Annotated in this window: 22 protein-coding genes; 8 read left to right on the forward strand and 14 right to left on the reverse strand. The window is 67.3% G+C overall.

Annotated elements, in window-relative coordinates; genetic code table 11:
* Nucleotides 1–116 precede the first annotated feature (116 nt).
* The 5 genes from AC3WP6_RS13585 to AC3WP6_RS13605 are packed head-to-tail and all read right to left on the reverse strand — an operon-like array spanning nucleotide 117 to nucleotide 5,341.
* On the reverse strand, nucleotides 117–2,396 hold the full coding sequence (locus AC3WP6_RS13585) for a type IV pilus secretin PilQ (RefSeq protein ID WP_492628147.1): 2,280 nt from the start codon (nucleotides 2,394–2,396) through the stop codon (nucleotides 117–119).
* Nucleotides 2,397–2,416: 20 nt separating this feature from the next.
* Complete coding sequence (locus tag AC3WP6_RS13590; RefSeq protein ID WP_492628148.1) at nucleotides 2,417–2,944, reverse strand: pilus assembly protein PilP; 528 nt, start codon at nucleotides 2,942–2,944, stop codon at nucleotides 2,417–2,419.
* An 11-nt stretch (nucleotides 2,945–2,955) separates the two neighbouring features.
* Nucleotides 2,956–3,618: a type IV pilus inner membrane component PilO gene (locus AC3WP6_RS13595; RefSeq protein WP_492628149.1), complete on the reverse strand. Its 663-nt coding sequence runs from the start codon at nucleotides 3,616–3,618 to the stop codon at nucleotides 2,956–2,958.
* The gene (locus AC3WP6_RS13600) at nucleotides 3,615–4,283 is read right to left on the reverse strand and encodes a PilN domain-containing protein (RefSeq protein WP_492628150.1); all 669 of its coding nucleotides are present in this window, start codon (nucleotides 4,281–4,283) and stop codon (nucleotides 3,615–3,617) included. The genes AC3WP6_RS13595 and AC3WP6_RS13600 overlap by 4 nt, the downstream gene beginning before the upstream one ends.
* Nucleotides 4,283–5,341: a pilus assembly protein PilM gene (locus AC3WP6_RS13605; RefSeq protein WP_492628151.1), complete on the reverse strand. Its 1,059-nt coding sequence runs from the start codon at nucleotides 5,339–5,341 to the stop codon at nucleotides 4,283–4,285. The genes AC3WP6_RS13600 and AC3WP6_RS13605 overlap by 1 nt, the downstream gene beginning before the upstream one ends.
* Before the next feature lie 318 nt (nucleotides 5,342–5,659).
* Here AC3WP6_RS13605 and AC3WP6_RS13610 point away from each other — a divergent pair, with 318 nt between their 5' ends.
* Both AC3WP6_RS13610 and AC3WP6_RS13615 read left to right on the forward strand, forming a co-directional pair.
* Nucleotides 5,660–8,176 (forward strand): penicillin-binding protein 1A, encoded by a 2,517-nt coding sequence (locus AC3WP6_RS13610; protein ID WP_492628152.1) that lies wholly within the window; start codon nucleotides 5,660–5,662, stop codon nucleotides 8,174–8,176.
* Between the two features lie 244 nt (nucleotides 8,177–8,420).
* Nucleotides 8,421–9,095 (forward strand): hypothetical protein, encoded by a 675-nt coding sequence (locus tag AC3WP6_RS13615; protein WP_492628153.1) that lies wholly within the window; start codon nucleotides 8,421–8,423, stop codon nucleotides 9,093–9,095.
* A gap of 171 nt (nucleotides 9,096–9,266) precedes the next feature.
* On the opposite strand, the gene AC3WP6_RS13620 is transcribed toward AC3WP6_RS13615, so the two are convergent.
* The 5 genes from AC3WP6_RS13620 to rsgA form a co-directional block, all read right to left on the reverse strand.
* A complete protein-coding gene (locus AC3WP6_RS13620; protein WP_492628154.1) occupies nucleotides 9,267–10,562 on the reverse strand; it encodes a citrate synthase in 1,296 nt (431 codons plus the stop codon).
* 235 nt (nucleotides 10,563–10,797) lie between these two features.
* Entirely contained in the window at nucleotides 10,798–11,043 is a 246-nt protein-coding gene (locus AC3WP6_RS13625) for a type B 50S ribosomal protein L31 (protein ID WP_492628155.1), read from the reverse strand.
* A 72-nt stretch (nucleotides 11,044–11,115) separates the two neighbouring features.
* Nucleotides 11,116–13,404, reverse strand: a complete 2,289-nt coding sequence (locus AC3WP6_RS13630) for an NADP-dependent malic enzyme (RefSeq protein ID WP_492628156.1) — start codon at nucleotides 13,402–13,404, stop codon at nucleotides 11,116–11,118.
* Nucleotides 13,405–13,424: 20 nt separating this feature from the next.
* Complete coding sequence (locus tag AC3WP6_RS13635) at nucleotides 13,425–14,753, reverse strand: peptidase MATCAP family protein (protein WP_492628157.1); 1,329 nt, start codon at nucleotides 14,751–14,753, stop codon at nucleotides 13,425–13,427.
* 203 nt (nucleotides 14,754–14,956) lie between these two features.
* The gene (gene rsgA / locus AC3WP6_RS13640; protein ID WP_492628158.1) at nucleotides 14,957–16,006 is read right to left on the reverse strand and encodes a ribosome small subunit-dependent GTPase A; all 1,050 of its coding nucleotides are present in this window, start codon (nucleotides 16,004–16,006) and stop codon (nucleotides 14,957–14,959) included.
* 144 nt (nucleotides 16,007–16,150) lie between these two features.
* Here rsgA and AC3WP6_RS13645 point away from each other — a divergent pair, with 144 nt between their 5' ends.
* The 3 genes from AC3WP6_RS13645 (at nucleotide 16,151) to grxD (ending at nucleotide 18,946) form a co-directional block, all read left to right on the forward strand.
* A complete protein-coding gene (locus tag AC3WP6_RS13645; RefSeq protein ID WP_492628159.1) occupies nucleotides 16,151–17,389 on the forward strand; it encodes an aminotransferase class I/II-fold pyridoxal phosphate-dependent enzyme in 1,239 nt (412 codons plus the stop codon).
* Nucleotides 17,386–17,976: a GDSL-type esterase/lipase family protein gene (locus AC3WP6_RS13650; RefSeq protein ID WP_492628160.1), complete on the forward strand. Its 591-nt coding sequence runs from the start codon at nucleotides 17,386–17,388 to the stop codon at nucleotides 17,974–17,976. The genes AC3WP6_RS13645 and AC3WP6_RS13650 overlap by 4 nt, the downstream gene beginning before the upstream one ends.
* A gap of 64 nt (nucleotides 17,977–18,040) precedes the next feature.
* Nucleotides 18,041–18,946 (forward strand): Grx4 family monothiol glutaredoxin, encoded by a 906-nt coding sequence (gene grxD / locus AC3WP6_RS13655; RefSeq protein WP_492628161.1) that lies wholly within the window; start codon nucleotides 18,041–18,043, stop codon nucleotides 18,944–18,946.
* A gap of 36 nt (nucleotides 18,947–18,982) precedes the next feature.
* On the opposite strand, the gene AC3WP6_RS13660 is transcribed toward grxD, so the two are convergent.
* The 3 genes from AC3WP6_RS13660 to ubiH all read right to left on the reverse strand — a co-directional run bounded on the left by AC3WP6_RS13660 (nucleotide 18,983) and on the right by ubiH (nucleotide 22,268).
* A complete protein-coding gene (locus tag AC3WP6_RS13660) occupies nucleotides 18,983–19,777 on the reverse strand; it encodes a dienelactone hydrolase family protein (RefSeq protein WP_492628162.1) in 795 nt (264 codons plus the stop codon).
* 65 nt (nucleotides 19,778–19,842) lie between these two features.
* Entirely contained in the window at nucleotides 19,843–21,051 is a 1,209-nt protein-coding gene (locus AC3WP6_RS13665; RefSeq protein WP_492628163.1) for an FAD-dependent oxidoreductase, read from the reverse strand.
* A complete protein-coding gene (gene ubiH, locus AC3WP6_RS13670) occupies nucleotides 21,048–22,268 on the reverse strand; it encodes a 2-octaprenyl-6-methoxyphenyl hydroxylase (RefSeq protein ID WP_492628164.1) in 1,221 nt (406 codons plus the stop codon). Before ubiH ends, AC3WP6_RS13665 begins: the two co-directional genes overlap by 4 nt.
* A gap of 95 nt (nucleotides 22,269–22,363) precedes the next feature.
* Between ubiH and AC3WP6_RS13675 the strand changes: the two genes are divergently transcribed.
* From AC3WP6_RS13675 to AC3WP6_RS13685, 3 genes are read left to right on the forward strand one after another with little or no spacing between them, the layout of a single operon-like run.
* The gene (locus AC3WP6_RS13675) at nucleotides 22,364–22,963 is read left to right on the forward strand and encodes a hypothetical protein (RefSeq protein WP_492628165.1); all 600 of its coding nucleotides are present in this window, start codon (nucleotides 22,364–22,366) and stop codon (nucleotides 22,961–22,963) included.
* 9 nt (nucleotides 22,964–22,972) lie between these two features.
* Entirely contained in the window at nucleotides 22,973–23,551 is a 579-nt protein-coding gene (locus tag AC3WP6_RS13680; protein WP_492628166.1) for a cob(I)yrinic acid a,c-diamide adenosyltransferase, read from the forward strand.
* Nucleotides 23,552–23,561: 10 nt separating this feature from the next.
* On the forward strand, nucleotides 23,562–24,479 hold the full coding sequence (locus tag AC3WP6_RS13685; RefSeq protein WP_492628710.1) for a histone deacetylase family protein: 918 nt from the start codon (nucleotides 23,562–23,564) through the stop codon (nucleotides 24,477–24,479).
* Nucleotide 24,480: 1 nt separating this feature from the next.
* Here the strand turns inward: AC3WP6_RS13685 and msrB are convergent, their stop codons facing one another.
* Complete coding sequence (gene msrB / locus AC3WP6_RS13690) at nucleotides 24,481–24,885, reverse strand: peptide-methionine (R)-S-oxide reductase MsrB (RefSeq protein WP_492628167.1); 405 nt, start codon at nucleotides 24,883–24,885, stop codon at nucleotides 24,481–24,483.
* Between the last annotated feature and the right edge of the window lie 67 nt (nucleotides 24,886–24,952).

Here is a 24,952-nt window from a genome sequence, read left to right on the forward strand (position 1 = left end):
GCGCCGCTATCGACCGCGGCAAGCACTGGAAGTTTAGCCGGGCGGCAAACCCGTTCAGCCCCGGAACGCGAAAAGGCGGCCGTGGCCGCCTTTTCGTTTGCCGTCATGAAGCCGGCTTATTGCAGCGAATCGTTCAGGATGCGCGGGGTCACGAAGATCAACAGCTCCGCCTTGGTGTTGTTGCGCGTGGTGTGGCGGAACAGGAACCCGATGCCCGGGATGTCGCCCAGGCCCGGCACCTTGGTCACGCTGTTGTTCTTGTTGATCTCGTAGATGCCGCCGAGCACCACCGTCTGGCCGTTGTCCACCAGTACCGAGGTGTTCACCGACTGGGTGTCGATCTGCGGCACCTGGCCGTTCGGGGTGGTGAGGAACTTGGCCAGCGAGTCCTTCGTCACGTTGATGGCGAGATACACGCGGTTGTCGGCAGTGATCGTCGGCGTCACCTTGAGCTCGAGCACCGCGTCCTTGAACTGCACCGATGCGGTCTGGCCGATCGCGCCGCCGCCGCCCAAGCCACCCTGATAGGTGACGTAGCCGATCTCCTGGCCTTGGCGGATCACGGCCTGCTGCTGGTTGGCGGTGATCACGCGCGGGCTGGAGATGACCTCGCTGCGGCCCTCGGTCTGTGCGGCCGACAGCTCGAGATCCAGCGCGTAGTTCTTGCCGAGGATCGCGAGACCCAGTTGGCCGGCGGGTGTGCTGGCAGGCAGGTTGACGTTGAGTCCGGTGCCATCACCCAGCGCGATGGCGCCGGTACCGCCAGTTGCCGATCCGCCCTGGTTGTTGCCCAGGTTGCTGCCCAGCGCGCCACCGATCTGCACCAATTGGCCGCTCGGGTTCGTGCGCTGGCCGTTGATGCCCCACTTCACGCCCAGCTCGCGGGCGAAGTCGTCGGTGGCGATCACGATGCGCGACTCGATCAGCACCTGCTGCACCGGCTTGTCGAGTTGCGCGACGAGCTTGCGGATCTGTGCGGTCTTCTCCACCGTGTCGTTGAGCAGCAACGTGTTGGTGCGCTCGTCGAAGGAGACGCTGCCACGCGGGGACAGGAAGCCGCGCGAGACATTGGCACCACCCGCACCACCGCTCGCCCCGCCGCCACCCTGCATGCTGCCCGTGGTCAAGAGCTTGGCGATATCAGTGGCCTTGCCGTAGCTGATCGGAATGTAGCTGGTGACGAGCGGTGCGTTGTCCTCCGCCTTCATGCGGGCAGTGGCCTGATCCTCTTCGTACTTGGCCAGCTCCCCTTGCGGCGCCACCCAGATGACGTCGCCGTCGCGGCGCTTGTCCAGGCCCTTGGCGCGCAGGATCACATCCAGCGCTTGATCCCACGGCACGTTGACCAGCCGCAGCGTGATGCTGCCGGTGACGCTGTCGGAAGCAACGATGTTGAGGCCCGAGGTGTCGGCGATGAGCTGCAGCACCGAGCGCACCGGGATGTCCTGGAAATTGAACGTGGCGCGCTTGCCGGTATAGGCCGGGTGCTGATCCAGCGGCTGGTTCGCCCCCCCGGCCACCGGCGTGCGGCCCGTGCCGGTCGTACCCTGCTTGGACGCCACCTCGACCACGTACTGCTGGCCTTCCTGGTAAGCGGAGGTTTCCACCACGCCGTGGGTGGCAATCGTGAGCTGCGTGCCACCCACCGCGCTGGTGCGGGTATTGATCGACTGCACTGGCGTGGCGAAATCACGCGTATCCAGCCGCTGCGCAAGATTGGCCGGCACGCTGGCGTTGGGGATGCTCACCTCGACCTTGTCACCAATGGTGCGCATCTGTGCATCGGCACCGGCGCGGTTGAAGCTGACCACCACCCGGCCAGCACCGTTGGCGGCACGGTGGAAATCAACCTTGCTGACGGCGATCGCACCGGCCGCGGTTTCCGGTACGCGCTTGGACGGATCGATGACCGACGCGGTGGTGACGCTGCGCGGCACCGGCGCCGGAGCGGCGGCAGTCTGCGGCGCGCTGCCATTGGCAACCGTCAGTACCAGGCTGTGCCCCTGCACTGCCGACTGGTATGGCACCGAGCGCATCAGCTCGACGACCACACGGGTGCGCCCGCCCGCAGCGACGGCCGACACGCCGGAGGTGGCGCCTTGTCCGATCGCGGTGTGCCGCGGCGCCGTGGTGTCGGTGCCGGCAAAGTCGATCGCGATGCGCGCCGGGTGGTCGGTGGTGAAGATGCGCGGCTGCGGCGGCGTGCCGGTGAAGTTCAGATGCAACTGCACGCTGCCGTCGGGCAGGGTGGTGTAGTTGATGTCCTTCAGCGTGTTGGTGCCGGCGGCGAACGCCGCGGTGGCGAAACCGCCGCCGACAAGCAGCAGCAAGGAAAGGAGACAACGCATGGCGTGGCGCATGACCCGGCCCTGGACGAATTGGTTGTGGTTGCTCATTGGATCGGCCCCTGTGTCCCCTATTTCTCGCCGAGTGCGATGCTGGCGGGACGTTCCATCCAGCCACCATTGCCGTTGGATACCAGCTCGACCAGATCAATATGGTCGTCGCTGATCGCCGTGATATGACCGTAGTTCTGGCCCATGTATTCGCCGCCGTGCACCGGATGGATCACGCCGGTCGGGTCCTTGATGAGCGCTTCGATGCCGCTGCCAGTGCCGATCGTGCCGACCATCTTCAAGCTGTCGAGCGCGAACATTTCCAACGGTTGCTTGGGCCGGTTCTGGTCGGGTCGCGGGCCGGCAGTGGCACCGGTGTCCTGCTCGGCAACGCTCGGCGCGAACGGGTCGCGCAGATCCTGGTCGGCGTAGGTGAAGGTTTCAAAGGTCTTGATGACGGGCAGCGGCGGAATCGGCGCGCCCTTCTTGGCCTTTTGCTGGGTGATCCACTCGCGCAGGTCGGAAGTGCCGCGCGTGCACCCGGCAAGCATCACCGCGGTGGCCAGCATCAGCGCAAGCTTGGCCAGCGTGGCCGGACGGATGGTCATGGAGCGTGTCATCACTTGTGCCCCCCCGCCTGCTTGCCCGGCCCCTTCGCCGCAGCCGCCGCTTCGTCCTCATCAAGGTAGCGGTAGGTCTTCACCGTGCCTTGCAGCACCAGTTCGCCATCGGTGGAAGTGCCGTTCTTGCTGGCATGCTCGGGCGTCAGCGCAACGTCGTGCATGGTCAGGATCACCACCCGCGGCAACGACGCCACGCCACTGATGAAGGTGCCGAACTGGTGATAGGTGCCCACCATCTTGAGCTGGATCGGCTTCTCGGCGTAGAAATCCTTCGGCACCTCGGGTTGCGGCACGAACGAGTCGACCTGCAAACCGGCGGACAGCGCGGTTTGCGAGATGTCGATCAGGAGCTCGGGCATCTCGGTCCTGCTCGGCAGCTGGCGCAACAACTGGCGCAGCATGTCTTTCATCTCGTCCAATTGCTGTTGCAGCGCTTCGAGGTTCACCGCCTTGGCCTGCTTGGTGGTGAACTCGGTCTTGAGCTGGTCTTCCTTGCTGGCCAGTGATGCCAGCTCGTCCTGCTGGCTGCTCACGTAGAAGTACCAGCCGAGCAGCACCACGACGCCAAACGCCAGTGCGGTGAAGAACACCTTGACCGACTTTGGCCAGCCGCCGACGTTGTTGCGGTCGAGCGAGCGCAGATCATCGATGAGCTTCATGGCTTGGCCTCCGGATTCGCCGCCGGGGCCGGAGTTGCCGCAGGCTTTGCCGCTGCTGCAGTCGCCGGCGCGGGCGCGCTGCCGGATGTAGCTGGCTCGCCGCCGGCACCGTTGTCATCCGCCTTCGGCTTGCGCAGCGTCACGCTCAAGCCGAACGTGTACGGGGTGCGCGAGGCATCGTGCGTGTTTTCGGTCTTGGTCAGGTCGACGTGGCCCATCCACGGCGAGGCTTCGATGTTGCGCATGTATTCGGCAACGCTGGCATTGGACTGCGCGACGCCATCCAGCGTCATCGTGTCGCCGGCCTGCTTGAGGCTGGCCAGGCGCACGCTGGACGGAATGGTTTTCACCAACTCGTCGAACAGGTGCACCATCTTCGAGCGATCAGCCTGCAACTGCTCGATGATCTGCTTGCGCGCCAGCAGGTGCTCGCGCACCTTTTCGAGATCCTTGATCTTGTCGATCTTGACGTCGACCTGCTTGATTTCGTTTTGCAGGATGGTGTTGCGCTCGTTCTGGTTGTCGATGCGCGCGCCCATCCAGAACGACCACAACAGGACAAAGCCCAGAGCGGCGACCAAAGCCGCGCCCAGTTGCCCGTAGAACTCGCGTTCGCGCTGTTTGCGGCGCTCGACGCGCCACGGCAGGAGGTTGACGTGTGCCATCAGTCGAAACTCCTCATCGCCAGGCCGACCGCGATCATCAGCGCCGGGGCATCCTGGGTCAGCATCTGGCCTTGCACCTTCGGCGACACCGACATCCGCGCCAGCGGATTGGCGACCACACAGGGCACCCCAACCTGCTCTTCGAGCATGCCGGCAATGCCGTCGATCGTGGCGCAGCCGCCGGCCAGCACGACCTGATCGACCTTGCTGTATTCGCTGCCGGCAAAGAAGAACTGCAGCAGGCGGCTGACCTGCTGCACGAGGGACTCCTTGAACGGCTCCAGCGCCTCGGTGGCGTACGACTCCGGCAACCCGCCCTTGCGTTTGGCGCGCCCGGCTTCCTCATAGGAGAGCCCGTAGCGGCGCATGATTTCGTCGGTGAGCTGCTTGCCGCCGAACACCTGCTCGCGCGAGTAGATCGTGCGCTGGTTGCGCAGCACCGAGAGCGTGGTCATGGTGGCGCCGATGTCGACCACCGCCACCAGTGCGTCGCGGCCGACGTTGAGCTGGTCGGTCAGGAGCGCAAAGGCGTTTTCCATTGCGAACGCCTCGACGTCGATCACCTTGGCGGTGAGACCACCAAGTTCAAGCGCCGCCACGCGCATGTCGACGTTTTCGGTACGCGAGGCGGCCAGCAGCACGTTGTTCATTTCCGGGTTGTCACGCACCGGCCCGATCACCTCGAAATCAAGGCTGACCTCGTCGATCGGGTAAGGGATGTACTGGTTGGCCTCGACCTGGATCTGGCCTTCGAGATCGTCCTCAGTCAGTTCACTCGCCATCGGAATGATGCGGGTGATGACCGCCGAACCTGCAACGGCCGCTGCAGCATGCTTGAGCCTTGAGCCGGAGCGCGCGAGCGCACGGCGGATCGCCTCGCCCACCGCGTCGACCTCGACGATGTTCTTTTCGACCACGGCATTGGGCGGCAACGGCTCGACCGCATAACTTTCCACGCGGTAGCGATTGCCGGCCTGACTGAGCTGCAGCAACTTGACCGCAGTCGAACTGATGTCGACCCCGATCAGCGCCGGCTTCTTGGGTGTGAAGAGCCCCACGGTGTTACCCCCTTTGCCCCTGGGCACCAACCGATGAGTTTCCGGCCGATGTTCGGCGGCATTAGAGCGAAAATTTTACGTAGGTGCAATGGTCTGCGGCCGGTTTCTCAAGTATTTCCCGTGATGCGCGGCACATTTGGCCAAGCACGTTTTTCTACCGTGACGGAGGCCTCGTTTCGAGCTATCCGGACGATCTTGTGAAGCGCGACGCGACAAAACCGCAGATGTAGCGCCACCGCCGTCCGCAGCCTCGCAACCACGGCCATTTCGGCGCCTGCCCGTATACTTCGGCGGTTTCCGGCCTAGGTCCGCCCCTTGATGCGTATCCTGAAGCGCCTCTTGCGCCTCGCTCTGATCCTGCTGTTTTCCGGACTGCTGCTCGGCGTCGGCGCCATTGGCGTGGCGTATTGGTTGATCGCCCCGCGCCTGCCGTCGGTGGCGGTGCTGAAGGACTACCACATGCAGGTGCCGCTGCGGGTGGAAAGCGCCGACGGCAAGCTGATCGCCACGTTTGGCGAAACCCGGCGCATCCCGGTGTCGATCGACCAGGTGCCGGCGAACCTCAAGCATGCGGTGCTGTCGGCGGAAGACGCGGATTTCTACCACCACCCCGGCGTCGACTGGCGCGGCATCGTGCGCGCGGCGTGGCATGTGGCGCTGTCCGGCGGCGACAAGACGCAGGGCGGCTCGACCATCACCCAGCAGGTGGCGCGCAACTTTTTCCTGAGCCCGGAAAAACTCTATTCGCGCAAGCTGACGGAAGTTTTCATTGCGCTGCAGATCGAGCATGAGCTGAGCAAGGATCAGATCCTCGAGCTTTACCTCAACAAGATGTTTCTCGGCCACCGCGCCTATGGCGTCGCCGCTGCGGCGTCGTACTACTACGGCAAGACGCTCGACCAATTGACCATTGCGCAGTGCGCCACCATCGCCTCAACCTTCCAGCTGCCGTCGCTGGTGAACCCGATCAACAGCCCGGCCCGGATGCTGGCGCGGCGCAACTGGGTGCTGGGCGAAATGCTGCGCCACCGCTACATCACGCAGGCGCAGTACCAGCAGGCCATTGCGGAACCCAACGATGGCGCCCCGCATGAGGCGCCGATCCAGGTGGACGCGCCCTATCTGGCGGAAATGGTGCGCCGGCAAGTGCTCGATCGCCTGGGCAACGACGCGCTGACCGAAGGCTACGTGGTCAAGACCACGCTCGACAGCACGCGCCAGGACACCGCGGTGCAGGCAGTGCGCACCGGGCTCATCGCCTATGACCGCCGGCACGGCTGGCGCGGGCCGGAGGCGCACGTCGATCTCACCGCCGCCGATGGCAAAACCGGCGCTGCGCACGCGCTCGCCGGCTACACCGACATCTCCGGACTGGCGCCGGCGCTGGTCACCGCCAGCTCGGCCAGCTCGGCCGAGCTCCAGCTGGTGGGCGGGCAAACCATCACGCTTGATCTGGACGCCGTGGCCTGGGCGCGGCCCTACCTCGACGACAGCCGGGTTGGCGCGGCGCCGAAACGGGTCGACGCCGCGCTCAAGCGCGGCGACATCGTGCGCGTGATGCGCAACGCGAACGACGCGTGGCAGCTCGCGCAGATTCCGGCAGCGCAGGCAGCGCTGGCCTCGGTACGGCCGGAGGACGGCGCGGTCGAAGCCCTGGTCGGGGGTTTCAATTTCACCCGCAGCAAGTTCAATCGCGCGGTAATGGCAGCGCGCCAACCAGGATCGAGCTTCAAGCCGTTCCTGTACGCGGCCGCGTTCGACCACGGTTTCACCCCGGCATCCATCATCAACGATGCCCCGCTCGCGCTGCCCGACCCGTCGCGCCCTGGCGGGCTGTGGACGCCCAGCAACGACGACGACAAATTCGCCGGCCCGATGCGCCTGCGCGAGGCGCTGGTGCAATCGAAGAATCTCGTCTCCGTGCGCCTGCTTGCTGCCATCGGCGTGCGCTATGCGCGTCACTTCATCACCCGCTTCGGCTTCGCGCTCGACGCCTTGCCGGCGAACCTCTCGATGGCGCTGGGCACTGCCTCGGTGTCGCCGATGAATATGGCTCGCGCCTATGCGGTGTTCGCCAACGGCGGTTACCTCGTCACCCCGTATTTCATCCGCGAGATCGACGATCGCAACGGCAAGCCGGTGTACATCGCCAACCCTGCGCGCGCTTGCGGCGAATGTCAGGAGCGCCTGCTCGAAAGCACGCCGGCCGGTCCGCCGCCGCCCGACATGGGCAAACGCCCGGCCAACCGCCTGGCTTCCGGCGCGCCGGCCAGCGCAAGCAGCAGCGACGACTCCGGCGTGGGTACGCTGCCCGCCGACGCGCACGGCAGTGGCGCGCATCCACCGGTGCTGGCGCCGCGCGTGCTCGGGCCGCGCACTGATTTCCTCATCACCTCGCTGATGCAGGACGTCATCCTGCGCGGCACCGGCTCGGCCGCACGCGCCCTGAACCGTCCCGACCTGGCCGGCAAGACCGGCTCCACCAACGATCACCGCGACGCCTGGTTCGCCGGCTTCAACGGTGACATCGCCACCACCGTGTGGGTCGGTTTCGACAATTACGGCTCGCTTGGCCGCGGCGAATTCGGTGCCAAAGCCGCGCTGCCGATCTGGATGGACTACATGGGCAGCGTGCTCAAGGGACTGCCGCCAGCGACGCTGCCCATGCCGCCCGGCATCGCCACCGCCACCATCGACCGCGCCAGCGGACTGCCGACGACCGCGGGCGACCCGAACGGCATGACCGAGTATTTCAAGGTCGAAGACCTTGACCGCCTGCGCCAAGAGGCCACTCAACAACAGCAAAACCAGTCGAACCCGTACGACATTTTCTAGCGACACGCCGACCGGGCGAACAGGGTTGGGTGCGGATGGACGCAGGTCGGGATTCGGGATTCGGAAAAGCAGAACCGCGCGAGTGCATGAGCTCATGGCCGAGCCGGCGCTCGCGCTTGGGTTGCGGCCCGACCGATTTTGCCGTGCCACATCGCGTTGCCGGTCGGTCCACGGCGATTCACGTCGCTCCCCAACCGGCCGGCTTGCGCTACGCTGCGCGCGTCTATCCGGGCGGAGGCAGCTCATGGCGCGAGACGAGCATCACCGCATCCATGCGAATGACCGCCAGCAGCACAACCGGCGGCGGGTCGCGCAAGAGGCCGCGCGATTGATGACCGAGCACGGCATCCGCGACTACCACCGGGCCAAGCTCAAGGCGGCCCAGCGGCTCGGTATCGATGATGCGCAGGCGCTGCCGCGCAATCAGGAGATCGAGGACGCGCTGCGCGAGCACCAGCGGTTGTTCCTGGGCGATCGCCAGCTGCAACTCGTGCGCGAGCGGCGTGAGGCCGCAATCGAGGCGATGCGCTTCCTGGCGCCGTTCGAGCCACGCCTGGTCGGCGCGGTGCTCGAAGGCACCGCCGATGAGTGGTCGGCGGTGTGCCTGCACGTGTTCAGCGACGACCCGGATGCGATCTACCAGTTCCTGCACGAACGCGGCGTGCCGTTCGAGACCGAAACCCGGCGCCTGCGCGCCACGCGCGACACCCAGGTGGAGTACCCGGTGCTGCTGTTCGCCGCGGGCGACTTGCCGTTCGACCTCACGGTGATGCCACGCAACGCACTCCGCCAGGCACCGCTCGACCGTGTGGACGAGCACCCGATGCGGCGCGCCTCGCTCGCCATGGTTGCTGCGCTGCTGGCGGAGGATCAGGCCGGCGACGAGCTGGAGCGCATGCTGGCGCGGGTGCGCCGATAGCCGTCGCGCCCGCAACCACCGTGGGTCGGGCTTCAGCCCGACAAGCTCCTGGCGAAACGCCGGTCGGGATCAAGCCCGGCCCACAAGGAATGCACGGAACCCGGCGTCCCAAAAAACAACGCCCCGGCGAGCCGGGGCGTTGCAGCAGGCGATGCGGAAAGCGCGCCGCGATCAGCGCTTGTCGCTGGCGACGTAATCGCGCTTGGTATGGCCCACGTACACCTGGCGCGGACGGCCGATGCGCGCCCCCGGGGTTTCGTGCTGTTCGATCCAGTGCGAGATCCAGCCAGCGGTACGCGCAATGGCAAACATCACGGTGAACATCTCGGTCGGGATGCCGAGCGCCTTGTAGATGATGCCGGAGTAGAAATCGACGTTCGGGTACAGCTTGTGGCTGACGAAGTAGTCGTCCTTCAGCGCCCGCTCCTCGAGCTTCATCGCCACGTCCAGCAGCGGGTCATTGACGCCGAGCGCGTCGAGCACCTCATGGCAGGTGTTGCGGATGATGGTGGCACGCGGGTCGAAGTTCTTGTACACGCGATGGCCGAAGCCCATCAGGCGGAAGTTGTCGTTCTTGTCCTTCGCACGCACGATCGCCGACTCGACGTTGTCCGGCGTGCCGATCTCCTTGAGCATCTTCAGCACGGCCTCATTCGCGCCGCCGTGCGCCGGGCCCCACAGCGCGGTGATGCCGGCGGCGACCGACGCATACGGGTTGGCGCCGGTCGAGCCGACCAGACGCACGGTGGAGGTCGACGCGTTCTGCTCGTGGTCGGCATGCAGGATGAACAGCAGGTCGAGCGCCTTGGCCACCACCGGATTCATCTCCAGCGGCTCGCTCGGCACCTCGAACATCATGTGCAGGAAGCGGTCGGCGTACTCGAGGTTGTTGCGCGGATAGCGGAACGGCCAGCCGATGGAATAGCGGTAGCAGGCGGCAGCAATCGTCGGCATCTTCGCGATCAGGCGGATCGCGGCGAGCTTGCGGTCGGCCGGATTCTCGACGTCGAGATCCTCGTGGTAGAACGCCGACAGCGAAGCGACCGAGGCGGCCAGCATCGCCATCGGATGCGCGTCGTGGTGGAAGCCCTGGAAAAAGTTCTTCAGCGACTCGTGCATCATCGTGTGATGCGCCACCTCGTCCTTGAACTTGGCGAACTCGGGCACGGTCGGCAGCTCGCCGTTCAAGAGCAGGTAGGCCACTTCGAGGAAGCTGGATTTCCCCGCCAACTGCTCGATCGGGTAGCCGCGATACAGCAGAATGCCCTTCTCGCCGTCGATGAAGGTGATCGCGCTCTTGGTGCTGGCGGTAGCCCCGAAACCGGGGTCGATGGTGTAGTGCCCGGTCTGCTTGTACAAGGTGGAAATGTCGATGCACGCCGCACCGAGGGTGCCCTCGACGAGCGGCAGTTCGGCACTGCGCTGGTTCGATTCATCCACCAGCTTGACGATCTTGGGATCGGACACGGGAACCTCCTGAAAAAGTCGCCGCCAGAGGGCACTGCAGGGCGGCGCCGATTGGCCATGGATACATGCACCGCGCCGGGGAAAGCGTTCGATGCGATTGCCGGGATTATCGCACATCGCTCCATCCGCATGCGTGCGCGGATGGTCGAATGGCGCGCACGAAAACACACAGGGCAAGCGCGCGGCCTGCCCTGTGTGTCATGCCGCTGCCGTCAGCGACGGCGTGGCCGAATGCTTACTTGTGCGCGTAGCGCTTGCGGAACTTGTCCACCCGGCCGCCGACGTCCAGCGTCTTCTGCTTGCCGGTGTAGAACGGGTGCGAATGGCTGGAGATATCCACCTTGACCAGCGGGTACTCGTTGCCATCCTCCCACTTGATGGTGTCCTTGGTGGCAATCGTCGAACGCGTCAGGAACGCGAAATCGGAGGACAGATCCTGGAACACCACCGGGTGGTAATTCGGATGGATATCGGGCTTCATGGCGGGCTCGGTGCAACGTGAAAAGACGGCAAGCTTAGGGAGATTCGTGCATTGCGTCAAGGCGCGCGGCGGTCAGTCGGCGCGCCGCTGGGCGGCGCGAATCTGCGCATCCACCGCTGCCAGCGCCGTCATGTTCACCACCCGGCGCACGCTCGATGCCGTGGTGAGAATGTGCGCCGGACGGTCCACGCCCATCAGGATCGGGCCGATCGCCACGCCATCGGTCATCACCCGCACCATGTTGTAGACGATGTTGGCGCTGTCCAGGTTGGGCATCACGAACAGATTGGCGCGACCGGTGAGCGTGGTGTTGGGGAAAATGCGCCGGCGCAGGGACTCGTCCCAGGCGGTATCGGCCTGCAGCTCGCCGTCGACGTCGAGCTTGGGCACGCGCGCCTTGAGGATCTCGCGCACGCGGTGCATTTTTGCCGCCAGCGGGTTGTCGTGGCTGCCGAAGTTGGAGTGCGAAAGCAGCGCCACTTTCGGCTCGATGCCGAACAGTTTCAGCCGGTACGAGGCCTGCAAGGTGGCCTCGGCAATCTGCTCGGCGTCGGGGTCGAGCTGCACGTGGGTATCCAGGAAAAACCAGGTGCCCTTGTCGTTGATGACGCAACTCATCGCGGAGGTGCCGCGTACACCGGGGTCGAGCCCGAACACGCTGCGCAGGTAGCCGAGCTTCTTGTGGTAGCGCCCCACCAGGCCGCACAGCATGGCGTCCGCCTCGCCGCGTTCGACCATCATCGCGGCGATCAGCGTGGGCCGCGAACGCATCAGGTTCTTCGCCGCGTCCGGGGTCACGCCGCGGCGCTCGGTGAGCGCGTGGTACTGGCGCCAGTACTCGTTGAAGCGCGGATCGTCGTGGATGTTGGTCAGCTCGAAATCGACACCGGCCTTGAGCCGCAGGCCGAGGCGCTGGATGCGCATGTCGATCACGTCCGGGCGCCCGATCAGGATCGGAAACGCGAGTTTGGAATCGACCACGCTCTGCACCGCGCGCAGCACGGTTTCCTCTTCGCCCTCGGCGTACACCACGCTCTTCAGATCGGCGCGCGCACGGTCGTACACCGGCTTCATGATGAGGCCGGTGCGGTAGATGAACTGGCCGAGCTTTTCCTTGTAGGAGTCCATGTCGGCGATCGGGCGCGTGGCCACGCCCGAGTCCATCGCCGCCTGTGCCACGGCCGGTGCGAGGCTCACCAGCAGGCGACGGTCAAACGGCCGCGGGATGAGGTATTCGGGGCCGAATTTCGGCGTGTCGCCGCCGTAGGCACTGCCAAGGTCGGTGGCTTCCATCCGCGCCAATTGCGCAATGGCGCGCACGCAGGCCACTTTCATCGCCTCGTTGATGCCAGTCGCGCCGACGTCCAGCGCGCCGCGGAAAATGTACGGGAAGCACAGCGCGTTGTTGACCTGGTTCGGGTAATCCGAACGGCCGGTGGCGATCACGCAATCCGGGCGCGCCGCCTTCGCGACTTCCGGCAGGATCTCCGGATTCGGATTGGCCAGCGCCATGATCACCGGACGCTCCGCCATCGTGGCCAGCATTTCCGGCTTGAGGATCGCGCCGGCCGAAAGGCCGAGGAACACGTCGGCGCCGGCAACGATCTCCGCCAGCGTGCGCTTGTCGGTGGCGCGCGCGTAACGCGCGCGATCCGGATCGAGGCCCGGGCGGCCCTGGTAGATCACGCCGTCGCGATCGAACGCAATGATGTTCTCCGGCGGCAGGCCGAGCGCGACCAGCATGTCCAGGCAGGCGATGCCGGCGGCACCCGCGCCGGTATGCGCCAGCTTGACGTTTTCGATTTTCTTGCCGACCACCTCAAGCGCGTTGAGGATCGCCGCGCCGACGATGATCGCGGTGCCGTGCTGGTCGTCGTGGAACACCGGGATGTGCATGCGCTCACGCAGCTTGCGCTCGATGATGAAGCACTCCGGCGCCTTGAAATCCTCGAGGTTGATGCCGCCGAAGGTCGGTTCCATCGCGGCGATGATGTCGACCAGCTTGTCCGGATCGTGCTCGGCCAGCTCGATGTCGAACACGTCGATGCCGGCGAACTTCTGGAACAGGATCGCCTTGCCTTCCATCACCGGCTTGCCGGCAAGCGGGCCGATGTCGCCCAGGCCGAGCACCGCGGTGCCATTGGTGATGACCGCGACGAGATTGGCGCGCGCGGTCATTTCGCTCGCCGCCTGTGGGTCCTTCACGATCGCGCCGCAGGCATAGGCGACGCCCGGCGAATACGCCAGTGACAGGTCGCGCTGGGTCAGCAGCGAGGTGGTTGGGGTGACCTTGATCTTGCCTGGGCGCGGGTAGCGGTGATATTCGAGCGCGGCGCGGCGCAGGTCGTCGATATGGGCCATTGGAAAGGGCTTTTCAGGGGTTATGGGGTGCCGTCTGGCGGCTGTCGGCATCGTATCACCGGCCCCTCGCGCGAACCCGCTGCAGTGCGGCCAAGCGCCACGTCGGCGGCCGCGACGGCGTCCATGTGGATGCCGTTGATGAACACCGAAAATGCGAGTTTGCCGGCCAGCCCGTGCACCTCGCGCATCCACGGCGGCAACCAGTGCGGCGGCGCGATCGCCCCGGAGGCGAAATGCGGCGCGAGGCTCTCCACGTCGGCCAGCGCGAGCTTGCCGGCAAACAGGTGACGCAGGTGATCCATGCGCCGCGCACGAAACGCCCAGCGGAAAAACGTGTGCACGGTGAGCAGGCCCGAGAGATACACGTTGTCTTTCGCGAACGCCGCGCCGCCGGTGGTGGGCACCCCGCGAAACACGCGCTGCGCACTGTGGAAGCTGTCGGCCGCCCCCTGCCCGCGTGCGTGGAAAAACCGGTACACCTCGACGAAATCGGCACCGGAGAGCGCCATGTCGATCGCGAGGATGCGCAGCCCGATGCGTTTCAAACGGGCGATGTCGATCGCGCCAGACATGAGTTCCGCAAACACGGCCAGGCCTTCCTGGGTGGCGGTGACGCGCGGCGAGGTGCGGGCCAGCGAAGCGAGCAGCGGCTGCCGCTTACCGTTCAGCGCCGTCAATGTGTGCACCAGCGCCTCGTGGGCCAGCAGCTGGTGGCGGTCGTAGGCAGTGAACTGCGCGCCGCCGCGCAAGCGGATGCGGGTCGCGCCGGCTGCCGCCTTGGCGGTCAGCTCGGGATCGACCTCGACGCGCACCACGCCCGCGCCGAAAAAACCGTCAAGCGTGGCGGCCAGCTCGTCGCGCAAGGTGTCCGCGGCGATGGTTGCGGGCGCTTCGTCCGCCAACAGGTCGGCGCCAAGTTCATCGGCCAGCTCGACGAAGTAGCGGGCGGCATCGAGATTGCTGCGCGTGCTGCCGGGGATCGAATCGGTCGGCTTGCCGTAGAGCGCGATCGAAGGTGCGCTGACACCGGCGGTGCCGACCGCATCGAGCATCTGCGCGGCCATGCGCCAGGAATCGGCGGTGCGCACCAGATAATCGCGTAGCGGCGCATCGTCGAGCGTGCCTGCCTCGCCGGCGATCGCTGCCAGCTCAGCGCGCGCTTCGGCCAGATCGGGGCGACGGTAGTCCACCTGCGGCAGCGCAAAGCGTCCGGCGGCGTAGTCGGCGATCAGGTGGTTTTCCAGCGAAGCGGGCCAGGCGACGGTGCCGAGAATGTGGATGCCGCGTACCGCGGCCAGCAGGCGCCGGTCGAGCGCCGCGCAGCGCATCAGTTCGGCGTCAGCGGTCATGGTCGCTACCGGAACGCAATGGGCACACCAGCCAGCCGGCATCCACCGGCATCAACGCAGCGGGCCACATCGTCCAGACCACGGCGTGATGGCCACCCGCCGTTCGCCAGGCACCAACGACGGCCAGTGCGCCCGAAACCGACATGGCCACGGCGAACCATCGGCGCGCGCCGGCGGTCGATGTCGGCGACAACGCCACGCCGCTATTCCCGCTCGCGCGCACTGCGCGTCACGAACGGCCGCTCGACCGGACGCCCGCCGCGCTGACGGCGCAGTTTTGCCTCAAGGGTGGCGGCCTGTTCCTCGCGCTCGTCGCGCAGCTTGAGGTAATTGCGCCAGCGCTCGGGGGCGAGCTCACCACTGACCAGCGCCGCCTGTACCGCGCAGCCCGGCTCGCTGCCGTGGCCGCAGTCGGCAAAGCGGCAGGCGGTGGCGAGTTCCTCGATGTCGGCGAACAGGTCCAGATCCTCCTCGCCGGTCAGTTTCAGCTCGCGCATGCCCGGGGTGTCGATCAGGCAGCCGCCGCTGGGCAGGCACAGCAGCGCGCGGTGGGTGGTGGTGTGGCGGCCGCGGCTGTCGTGGTGGCGCACCGCACCGGTGGCCATCTTGTCGATGCCGAGCAAGGTGTTGGTGAGGGTGGATTTGCCGGCGCCGGAGGAGCCCACCAGCACCGCGCTGTCGCCCAGCTTGAGGTAGGGCGCAAGCGCCGTGACGCTGGCGGCATCCTTGCCGTTGATGGCGTGGATCGGCGTACCGGGCACCAGCCGCGTACGCAGCTCGGCGACGCGCTCGGTGGCATCGGCGTTGAGGTCGGGCTTGCTCAGGAGCACCACCGGCTGCGCGCCCGAGCCTTCGATCAGGCTGAGATAACGCTCGATGCGGGCAGCGCTGTAGTCGCCGTCGAGCCCGGTCAGCACCAGCACGTAGTCGATGTTGGTGGCGATCACCTGGCGCAGGTAGCGCTCGCCGGCGGCCGCGCGCGAAAGCACGGTGCGGCGCGGCAATACGGTCAGAATATGCGCCGGATGACCGGGTTCATATTCGACGAAATCGCCGACCACCGGCCGCGTCGCGGGGTCGATGCCGCGTTTCAGGAACTGCCCGGCGGGCTGCGCACCGAACTCCGCGTTGCCGTCGTGCAAGGCATAGCCCGCGCGGTGTTGTGCCACCACACGGGCCAGCGGACGCACCGGCAGCACGTCGCCGCGCCAGCCGATGTGCCGCAATCGTTCGAGGGTTTCGGCGTCGCTCATGGGAGGTTTCCGGCAGACGGCCACATTATGCCTTGCCCCGAAATTGCCCGACAGCCGGCCGCGCACCGGCTCGCGCTGCACCGCACAACGCTGCTAGGATCGGCGCTGCATCGGCGCTGGCGCCGGTTTTCGAGGATGTTCGCGGTGGCTTCGATCAATCCCAGCTCCCATTTGGCCGACGTGCGCTACGAGATCCGCGGCGCGCTTACCCGCCGCGCACGCGAGCTCGACGCCGCCGGGCACGAAATCATCAAGCTCAACATCGGCAACCCGGCGCGCTACGGGTTCGAGACGCCAGCGCATCTGCGCGAAGCGATTGCCGCACACCTGCACGACAGCGAGGCGTATTGCCACGAGCAGGGCCTGGACGTGGCGCGCGAGGCGATTGCCGAGCAGCAGCGCGCACGCGGCGCACAGCAAGTGTCGATCGAGCGCATCTTCATCGGCAACGGCGTGAGCGAGCTGATCGACCTGAGCCTGCGCGCCCTGCTGCAACCGGGCGATGAGGTGCTGCTGCCCAGTCCGGACTACCCGCTGTGGAGCGCCGCCACCATCCTGAACGGTGGCACGCCGCGCTATTACCCCTGCCTCGCCGAAAACGACCATCTGCCGGACGCGGACGAGATCGAGGCGCTGGTGACCCCGCGCACGCGCGCATTGGTACTGATCAACCCCAACAACCCGACCGGCGCGAACTACCCGCGCGCACTGCTCGAACGCATCGTCGCGGTCGCCGCACGGCACAACCTGTTGCTGCTGGTCGACGAAATCTACGACGAGGTGCTGTACGACGGCGCGGTGTTCCAGCCGCTGGCGGAAGTGGCCGGCGACCTGCCATGCGTGAGCTTTGGCGGGCTGTCCAAGGTGTACCGCGCCTGCGGCTACCGCGTGGGCTGGCTCAGCCTTTCCGGCAACCTGCAGCGCAGCGCCGAGTATCGCGACGCGCTGCAACTGCTGGCCGCGCTGCGCCTGTGCGCCAATGTCACCGCGCAGTGGACGATTCCGGTGGCGCTGCACGGCCCGGCCACGATCCGCGCGCTGACCGCGCCCGGCGGCCGCCTGCACGAGGCGCGCCGCGCGGTGGTCGAAGGCGTTGCCGCCAGCGAGTTCCTTGCCGTGGTGAAGCCGGCCGGTGCGCTGTACGCGTTTCCGCAGATCCGCACCGACCGTATCGCCGCGTTCGACGACGAGACTTTCGCGCTGCGCCTGCTCGAACAGGAGTCGGTGCTGGTGGTGCCCGGTTCGAGCTTCAACGTGCCGGAGAGCCGCCACCTGCGCCTGACCCTGCTGCCGCAGCCGGCGCAATTGCGCGAAGTGTTCGTGCGCATGGAGCGCGTGCTCGCCCGGATGGCCGAAGAGCAGCCACGGCGCGCCGTCGCTTGAGCGGGCGCTACCTCGCGCTCGGCGACTCCTACACCATTGGCGAAGGCGTCGCCGCCGACGCGCGCTGGCCGCTGCGGCTGGCGGCGGCGCTGGGCATCGAGGCGCCAACGCTGGTGGCCACCACCGGCTGGACGACGGATGAGCTTGCGCTGGCCATGGATACAGCGCGCTTCGAGCCGCCGTACGACCTCGTCAGCCTGCTGATCGGCGTCAACAACCAGTACCGCGGCTACCCGCTGGATGCCTACCGCGCCGAGTTTCGTGCCTTGCTCGCGCGCGCCGTCGCCCTGGCCGGCAACCGCGCGGGGCACGTGCTGGCGTTGTCGATCCCCGACTGGGGTGTGACCCCCTTCGCTGCCGCCAGCGGGCGCGACACCGTGCGCATCGGCACCGAGATCGACACCTTCAATGCCGCCGCGCGGGCCGAGGTACACGCCGCCGGCGCGCACTGGGTCGACATCACCGGCATCTCGCGCCGCACGGGCGAGGCCCTCGCGGCGGACGGCCTGCACCCCGCCGCCGCGCAATACGCGCACTGGGCCGAGCACGCACTGCCGGTGGCCGCCGCGGCGCTCGCCAGCGCTTGACGCGCATCCGCCGGGCACGCCGCCCATCGGCGGTATCATCAGAGATCCCCAGCCGGAGCCATCCATGTCGTCGCTAGATTCCGCCACCCGCGAACGTATCGAAACGCTGCTTCAGAACCACCCGGTGGTGCTGTTCATGAAGGGCGACCGCCAGCAGCCGATGTGCGGATTTTCGGCCGCGGCCACCAACATCCTCAACGAGCTCTTGCCCGAGTACCACACGGTGAACGTGCTGGAGGATGCCGAGATCCGCGACGGCATCAAGGAGTACGGCAACTGGCCGACGATCCCGCAGCTCTACGTCAACGGTGAGCTGGTCGGCGGCGCCGACATCATCCGCCAGATGTATGGCAGCGGCGAACTGCACGCGCTGTTCAAGCTGCCGGCACCGGATCGCACGCCGCCGGAAATCACCGTGACCGACGCCGCCGCCAAGGCGATCCGCGAAAGCATGGAGCACGCCGACGGCCTCGCGCTGCATCTCGAAATCGGCCGCGACCAGAGCGCCGGGTTCCAGCTTGCGCCGGCCGGCGACAGCGACATCGTCGCCAGCTCGAACGGCCTGGAAATCCACTTCGACCCGGACAGCGCGCAGCGCGCCAAGGGCATCGTGATCGACTGGGTCTCCACCGCACAGGGCGAAGGCCTGAGCCTGAGTTTTCCCGGCTCCGGCAAGATCCGCGACCTCGACGTCGCCACGCTCAAGGCGCGCCTGGCCAAGGGTGACATCACCCTGGTCGACGTGCGCTCCGCGGCTTCGCGCGACGGGCTGCCGGCGCTGCCGCAGGCGCGCATCCTCGAAGACGAGGGCGATGGCGTGATCGGCACGCTGCCGAAGGACACCGAGATCGCCTTCATCTGCATGCGCGGCATCTCCTGCCGTACCGTGGCCGAGCGCTACATCGCGCACGGCTTCACCCACGTCTACAGCGTGACTGGCGGGATGGAAGCGTGGGACGCCGCGAAATAAGTCCACCGCGTCACACCCGCCCGCAACCCGCCTTGGTCACGGCTTGCCCGCAAACGCCCCGGCGAGCCAGCCGTGCATCAGCCGGTAGCTGCGGGCGGCGGCTTTCGCGTCGTACTTGCAGCCCGGCGAGTTCTCGCCGACTTCGGTGAAACAGTGCACGGCGTGGCCAAGCACCACGAACTGCCAGTCCGCCGGGCTTTGCCGCATCTCGGCCATGAAGGCATCGGCGTCCTTCATCGTCCAGGTGTCGTCCGCGCCGTTCATCGCCAGCACGTTCGCCTTGATGTGTTTCGCCAGCTTGGCGTCGTCGGTGGACAGATCACCGTGGAAGGACACCACGGCAGCCACGTCGGCACCACTGCGCGCCAGGTCGAGCACCACCGCGCCGCCAAAGCAGAAGCCGATGGCCCCCAGCTTCGCGGTATCGATCGGCGCGCTGCCAGCCTGCGCCCTGAGCTGCGCGAGCGCTGCGTTGATGCGCGCACGCATCAGCTTGCGGTCGGCATACAGCGGCTTCACCGCGGCCTGCGCCTGGTCGGCATGGCCCGGCGTCGGGCGCACGCTTGCGCCGTACATGTCGGTCAGCAGGATGACGTAGTCCTTGCCGGCGATGTCTTCGGCCTTTTTGATCGCGGCGTCGTTCACGCCGAACCAGTTGGGCACCATCACCAGTCCGGGACGTTTCGCCGTGCTCGCATCGTCATAGACCAGCACGCTGTGGAACTGCGTGCCGCCCTGCGTCCACTCCACCGTCTTGTGCACCATCTTTGCCTGCACGCCGAACGTGCTTGTCGCCAGCATGCATGCCGCGAGATACCGGATGTAACGCATGTCGTTTCCTCCGATCAGCCAGCTTGTCGTGCCGCCCGCGCTGTGCGCGGCCACCCGAAGATAAATCAGACTCCCGCCGCGTGCCGCGCAAGTTGCCGCTTGAGCGGAGTTACACGATCGAGCACCGCGACACCGACGCCGCGCGCCGCCACCGCCGGCAGCAACCGCCACGCGAACGCGCGCGCCAGCGCGTCGAAACTGCAGGCATCCAGCGTATCCGCGCTGCGCCGGCGCCGGGCATAGCGGCGCAACACGTGCGCCGCGGCAAAATCCGCACCGGCCGCGCGCGCAGCGAGCAAGGTGTCGCGCAACTCCACCACGTCGCGCAGGCCAAGGTTCACGCCCTGCCCGGCGAGCGGATGCACCGCGTGCGCGGCATCACCCAGCAGCACCAGTCGTTCGGCCTGATAGGTTCTCGCCAATTGCAGCTTGAGTGGAAACGCGGCCCGCCGCGTGGTCGCGGTGATGCGCCCCAGGCGGAAGTCGCTCGCCACACCAAGCTCATTGCAGAAATCCGCGTCGCCGAGTGCCAGCACCCGTTGTGCCTCGGCCTCGGGCAGGCTCCACACCACCGAGCTGCGGCCATCCGCCAGCGGCAGCAGGGCGAGCGGGCCGGTCGGCAGGAATCGCTGCCAGGCGGTTTGTGCATGCGGGCGTTCCGTCGCAACATGCGCCACCACCGCCCGTTGCGCGTAGTCGCGACTGCGCACCGCGATGCCGGCCAGCTTGCGCAACGGCGATGCTGCGCCATCGGCGGCTACCACCAGCCGCGCGCCGAACGTGCCGCCATCGGCCAACTCGAGCTGGACGCGATCCGCGCGCACGTCCAGGCCGCTCACCGCCGCCGGACACCGCCGCTGGACGCCGGCGGCGTCCAGCGCCTGCCACAGCGTCCACTGCACGAGGTTGTTCTCGACGATATGGCCCAGCAGATCGCGGCCTTCGGTCGCGGCATCGAAATGGATCGCCGCACCACTTGCCGCATCCCATACGTGCATCTGCGCATACGGGCCGGTTCGCGCTGCGCGAATGGACGTCCAGACGCCCAGGCCATCGAGCAACGCGATCGACGACGGCGCCAGCCCGACCACGCGCAGGTCGACTTCATCACCGGCCTGCCACGGTTTCGGTGCATGCGCCTCGACCAAGGCGGTGGCAAAACCGGCCCGCGCCAGCGCCAGTGCCGCTGCGGCGCCGACCATGCCGCCGCCGACCACGGCAACGTCGAGCGCCGGGCCGCGACGCGCGGCGTGCGCGGGATCGACCGCGCTCACGGCAAACGCTCCAGCACGGCGCGTGGCGGCGTGCCGCGAAAACCCATGCCGTGCCGCGCCAGCAGGTGTTGCAGCGGTGCCACACGGTCGTGCGCCAGCAGGGCCAGCGAACGCAGCGGCGCCAGTGCCGGTTGCGCCAGGCAGGCCAGCCGCACCAGTCCGTGGCTCATGCGCAGTGTGCCGTCGCGGTCGGGCGCGCGGCGGGTGGCGTAGTCGGCCAGCAGCGAGGCCGCACCGGGGTCGCTTGCGCCAGCCACCAGCTCGGCCAGTGTCAGCGCATCACGCAGGCCGAGGTTGAAGCCTTGCGCACCAATCGGGTGCACGGTCTGCGCAGCGTTGCCGACCAGCACCGCGCGCGGGCCGGTGACGCGCGCGGCGACGACGCGATGGATCGCATACGGCCGATGCTTACCCGGCCGCGACAACCGCCCGAGCCGCCAACCGAAACGGCGTTGCGCGAGCGCAATGAAATCCTCGTCGTTCAATGCCGCAACGGCTTCGGCGTCGGCGGCGGGCACCGTCAACACCAGTCCGCAGCGACGTTCGGCCAACGGCAGCATGGCAACCGGGCCGACATCGGAAAACCGCTCGAACGCACGGTTTTCATGCGCCCGCTCTGGCGTGACGGTAGCGACAAACAACGTCTGCTCGTAGTCGAAGCGTGCGGCGTCGATACCCAGCGTCTGGCGCACAAAGGACTCGGTGCCATCGGCGCCCACCAGCAGCGCGGCCATGACCGCTCGTTCGCCATCCGGCGTGCGGATGCGCGCGCGCCAACCATCGGCCACCGCATCGAGCCCTTCGAGCTTGCCCGGCGCGATCCGCGTCAGCTGGGTGCAGGCGTCGAGCCGGCGCAGCAACGCCGCACCCAGCTCGCGTGCCGGCAGCGTCCACCCCAGCGCGTCGACGCCCTCGCTGGCCGCCTCCATGCGCGCACTGCCGAACTCACCGGCGCGACTCACGCGAATGTGGCGGATCGGCGTGGCCTGGTCCGCCGCGTGCGGCCACACGCCAATCGCGGCCAGGCCATTGACGGTGGCGCGCGCCAGCGCCAGGTTGCGCTCGTCGTAGCTCGGCTGCGCAGCAACGTGTGGCGCGGCGGCCTCGACCATGGTGGCGGCGACGCCGGCGGCATCCAGCGCGATCGCGAGGCTCGCGCCGACCAGGCCGCCACCGACGATCAGCACGCCGGGCGTGAAAGCATTCGTCTCAGTCATGCGCGGGATGATACGCGGGCCAGCGCCGGCGCATCGGCCCGCCGGCTTGCGCTAAACTCCGAAGCCTGCAAACCGTCGCACGACACGGAGTTTTCATGACCACCTCGACTACCCGGCGCCTCGCCATTTTCCTCGGCTTGGCCGTGGTGATGGGCGTCACCCGCATCCATCTTTCGCTGCTCGACCATTCGCTGTGGGATGCGTCGTGGGGGGTGTTCTTCCTCGCCGGTTTCTGGCTGCGCGGACAAGTGCGCTGGGCGTTCCCGCTGCTGCTGGCCGAAGCCGTGCTGGTCGACTACTTCGTGATCACCGGCCAGGGCATCGATTTCTGGAGTGCCTACTGCGTGTCGCCGGCGTACTGGTTCCTGGCCCCCGCCTACGGCGCGCTCTGGGCCGGCGGCAGCTGGCTGGCCAAGCGCCAGAACGGGCTCACGCTCCACACGCTGGCGCTTGCCGTCGGCGCGCTGTTGGTGGCCGAGGGCGCGTGCTACCTGATCTCCAACGGCAGCTACTACTGGATCAGCGCCACCGTCCCTGGCCCGCGCAGCTTCGGCGCGTGGTTCGCCAACCTCGGCGACTGGTACGCCGCGTTCCTGGTTGGCACCGCGGCCTACGTCGCCTTGGGTGGTGTGCTGCACGCGCTGGCTACCCAGCTTGCGCGCAGCACGCAGCACGACCGTCTGGCCCAGCGCTAAGTCGGCCACATGGGCAACCGGGTCTCGAAGGTCTACACCCGCACTGGCGACAACGGCACGACGGGGCTGGGCGACGGCACCCGGGTGCCAAAGGATGCCTCGCGCGTCAACGCCTATGGCACGGTGGATGAGCTCAATTGCACGCTTGGCATCGTGCTGGCGTGCGATGGCGTGAACGCCGAGATCCGCGAAGTCCTTACCCAGATCCAGCACGAGCTGTTCGATCTGGGCGGCGAGTTGTGCATCCCCGGCATGGTCACCGTGCAGGATGCCGACGTGACGAAGCTGGAAACCATCCTCGACCGTTTCAACGACCAGCTGCCGCCGCTCAAGGAGTTCATCCTGCCCGGTGGCGGCCTGGCGGCGGCACATTGCCACCTGGCACGCACCGTGTGCCGGCGCGCCGAGCGCGCGGTCATCACGCTGCGCCGCGAGGAACCCGATACCCGCCTGCAGCCGCAGCATTACCTCAATCGGTTGTCCGACCTGCTGTTTGTGCTGTGTCGCGTGCTGGCACGCGAGAGCGGCCACGGCGAGGTGCTGTGGCACCACGAACGGCGCCCGCGCCCCAAGCCGACGGCCGGCTGACCGCGGCATGCTGCGGCTGTACACGCATCCCGCTTGCCTCAACCACATCCCCGGCCCCGACCATCCGGAGTCCCCCGCGCGGCTCGCCGCGGTGTTGCGCGCGCTCGATCGCGACTGCTTCGCCAGGATTGACCGCGTGGAGGCGCCGCGCGCAACGCGCCAGCAGCTCCTGCGCGTGCACACCGCCGCCCACGTCGCACGCATGCTGGCGCCGGTGGCGCCGGGGCATGCGCAGTATCTGGACGAAGACACCGTGCTCTCGCCCGGCACCGCCGAAGCCGCACTGCGTGCGGCCGGGGCCAACGTCGCCGCTGTCGATACGGTGCTGGCCGGGCATGTGCAGCACGCCTTTTGCGCGGTGCGCCCACCGGGCCACCACGCCACCCACGACACCGCGATGGGTTTCTGCCTGTTCAACAACGTTGCCGTCGGCGCTGCGCACGCGCTGGCGGCGCATCGGCTCAAACGCGTGGCGATCGTGGATTTCGACGTGCACCACGGCAACGGCACGCAGGACATCTTCTGGCGCGAGCCGCGCGTGCTCTACGTGTCCAGCCACCAGATGCCGCTCTACCCCGGCAGCGGCGAGGCGGCCGAACGCGGCGTCGGCAACATCATCAACCGCGCGTTGTCGGCCGGCGACGGCCCGTACCTTTTTCGCGAACTGTGGGAAGGCGACCTGCTGCCGCGCCTGCGCGCGTTCAAGCCGCAGCTGGTGCTGGTTTCCGCCGGCTTCGACGCGCACCAGAACGATCCGCTCGCCGACCTGTGCCTGGGCAGCGAAGACTACGCGTGGATCACCGCCAAACTCGTCGACCTCGCCGACTACTGCGCCGACGGACGGCTGGTGTCCACCCTCGAAGGCGGCTACGACCTCAAGGCGCTGGCCGCCAGCACCGCCGCGCACGTCGAAGTGCTGATGGACTGAATCACTCGCCGGCCGGCTTGAAATCCAGCGCCAGCGAATTGATGCAGTAGCGCAACCCAGTCGGCTGCGGGCCGTCGGGGAACACGTGCCCGAGGTGCGATCCGCACTGGGCGCAACGCACTTCGGTACGCCGCATGCCGTGGCTGGTATCCGCGTGCTCGCTCACCGCCTCCGGCGCCAGCGGCTGGAAGTAGCTCGGCCAGCCGCACGGCGAGTCGAACTTGGCCGCCGAACCAAACAACGGGTTGCCGCACGCGGTGCATGCGTAAGTCCCCGCTGCGTGGTGGCGGTACCACTTGCCGCTGAACGGTGCCTCGGTCGCCGCCTGCCGACATACCGCATACCGATCCGCGCCCAGCTCGGCGCGCCATTCGGCGTCGGTCTTGGCCTCTCGCACTTCGCCCATGACTGAACCCTCTTGCTGTCGTGGATATATGCCGCAGGGCCTTTCTGCTAGTTTTACGGGCCTCGCT

The organism is Rhodanobacter sp. FW106-HT46G03 (assembly GCF_058789895.1).

Bases quoted from the DNA above. Each gene is read 5' to 3' on its own strand.
- AC3WP6_RS13585 (WP_492628147.1), bottom strand. From the start codon at position 2,396: ATGAGCAACCACAACCAATTCGTCCAGGGCCGGGTCATGCGCCACGCC.
- AC3WP6_RS13590 (WP_492628148.1), bottom strand. From the start codon at position 2,944: ATGACCATCCGTCCGGCCACGCTGGCCAAGCTTGCGCTGATGCTGGCC.
- AC3WP6_RS13595 (WP_492628149.1), bottom strand. From the start codon at position 3,618: ATGAAGCTCATCGATGATCTGCGCTCGCTCGACCGCAACAACGTCGGC.
- AC3WP6_RS13600 (WP_492628150.1), bottom strand. From the start codon at position 4,283: ATGGCACACGTCAACCTCCTGCCGTGGCGCGTCGAGCGCCGCAAACAG.
- AC3WP6_RS13610 (WP_492628152.1), top strand. From the start codon at position 5,660: ATGCGTATCCTGAAGCGCCTCTTGCGCCTCGCTCTGATCCTGCTGTTT.
- AC3WP6_RS13615 (WP_492628153.1), top strand. From the start codon at position 8,421: ATGGCGCGAGACGAGCATCACCGCATCCATGCGAATGACCGCCAGCAG.
- AC3WP6_RS13625 (WP_492628155.1), bottom strand. From the start codon at position 11,043: ATGAAGCCCGATATCCATCCGAATTACCACCCGGTGGTGTTCCAGGAT.
- AC3WP6_RS13630 (WP_492628156.1), bottom strand. From the start codon at position 13,404: ATGGCCCATATCGACGACCTGCGCCGCGCCGCGCTCGAATATCACCGC.
- AC3WP6_RS13635 (WP_492628157.1), bottom strand. From the start codon at position 14,753: ATGACCGCTGACGCCGAACTGATGCGCTGCGCGGCGCTCGACCGGCGC.
- rsgA (WP_492628158.1), bottom strand. From the start codon at position 16,006: ATGAGCGACGCCGAAACCCTCGAACGATTGCGGCACATCGGCTGGCGC.
- grxD (WP_492628161.1), top strand. From the start codon at position 18,041: ATGTCGTCGCTAGATTCCGCCACCCGCGAACGTATCGAAACGCTGCTT.
- AC3WP6_RS13660 (WP_492628162.1), bottom strand. From the start codon at position 19,777: ATGCGTTACATCCGGTATCTCGCGGCATGCATGCTGGCGACAAGCACG.
- ubiH (WP_492628164.1), bottom strand. From the start codon at position 22,268: ATGACTGAGACGAATGCTTTCACGCCCGGCGTGCTGATCGTCGGTGGC.
- AC3WP6_RS13675 (WP_492628165.1), top strand. From the start codon at position 22,364: ATGACCACCTCGACTACCCGGCGCCTCGCCATTTTCCTCGGCTTGGCC.
- AC3WP6_RS13680 (WP_492628166.1), top strand. From the start codon at position 22,973: ATGGGCAACCGGGTCTCGAAGGTCTACACCCGCACTGGCGACAACGGC.
- msrB (WP_492628167.1), bottom strand. From the start codon at position 24,885: ATGGGCGAAGTGCGAGAGGCCAAGACCGACGCCGAATGGCGCGCCGAG.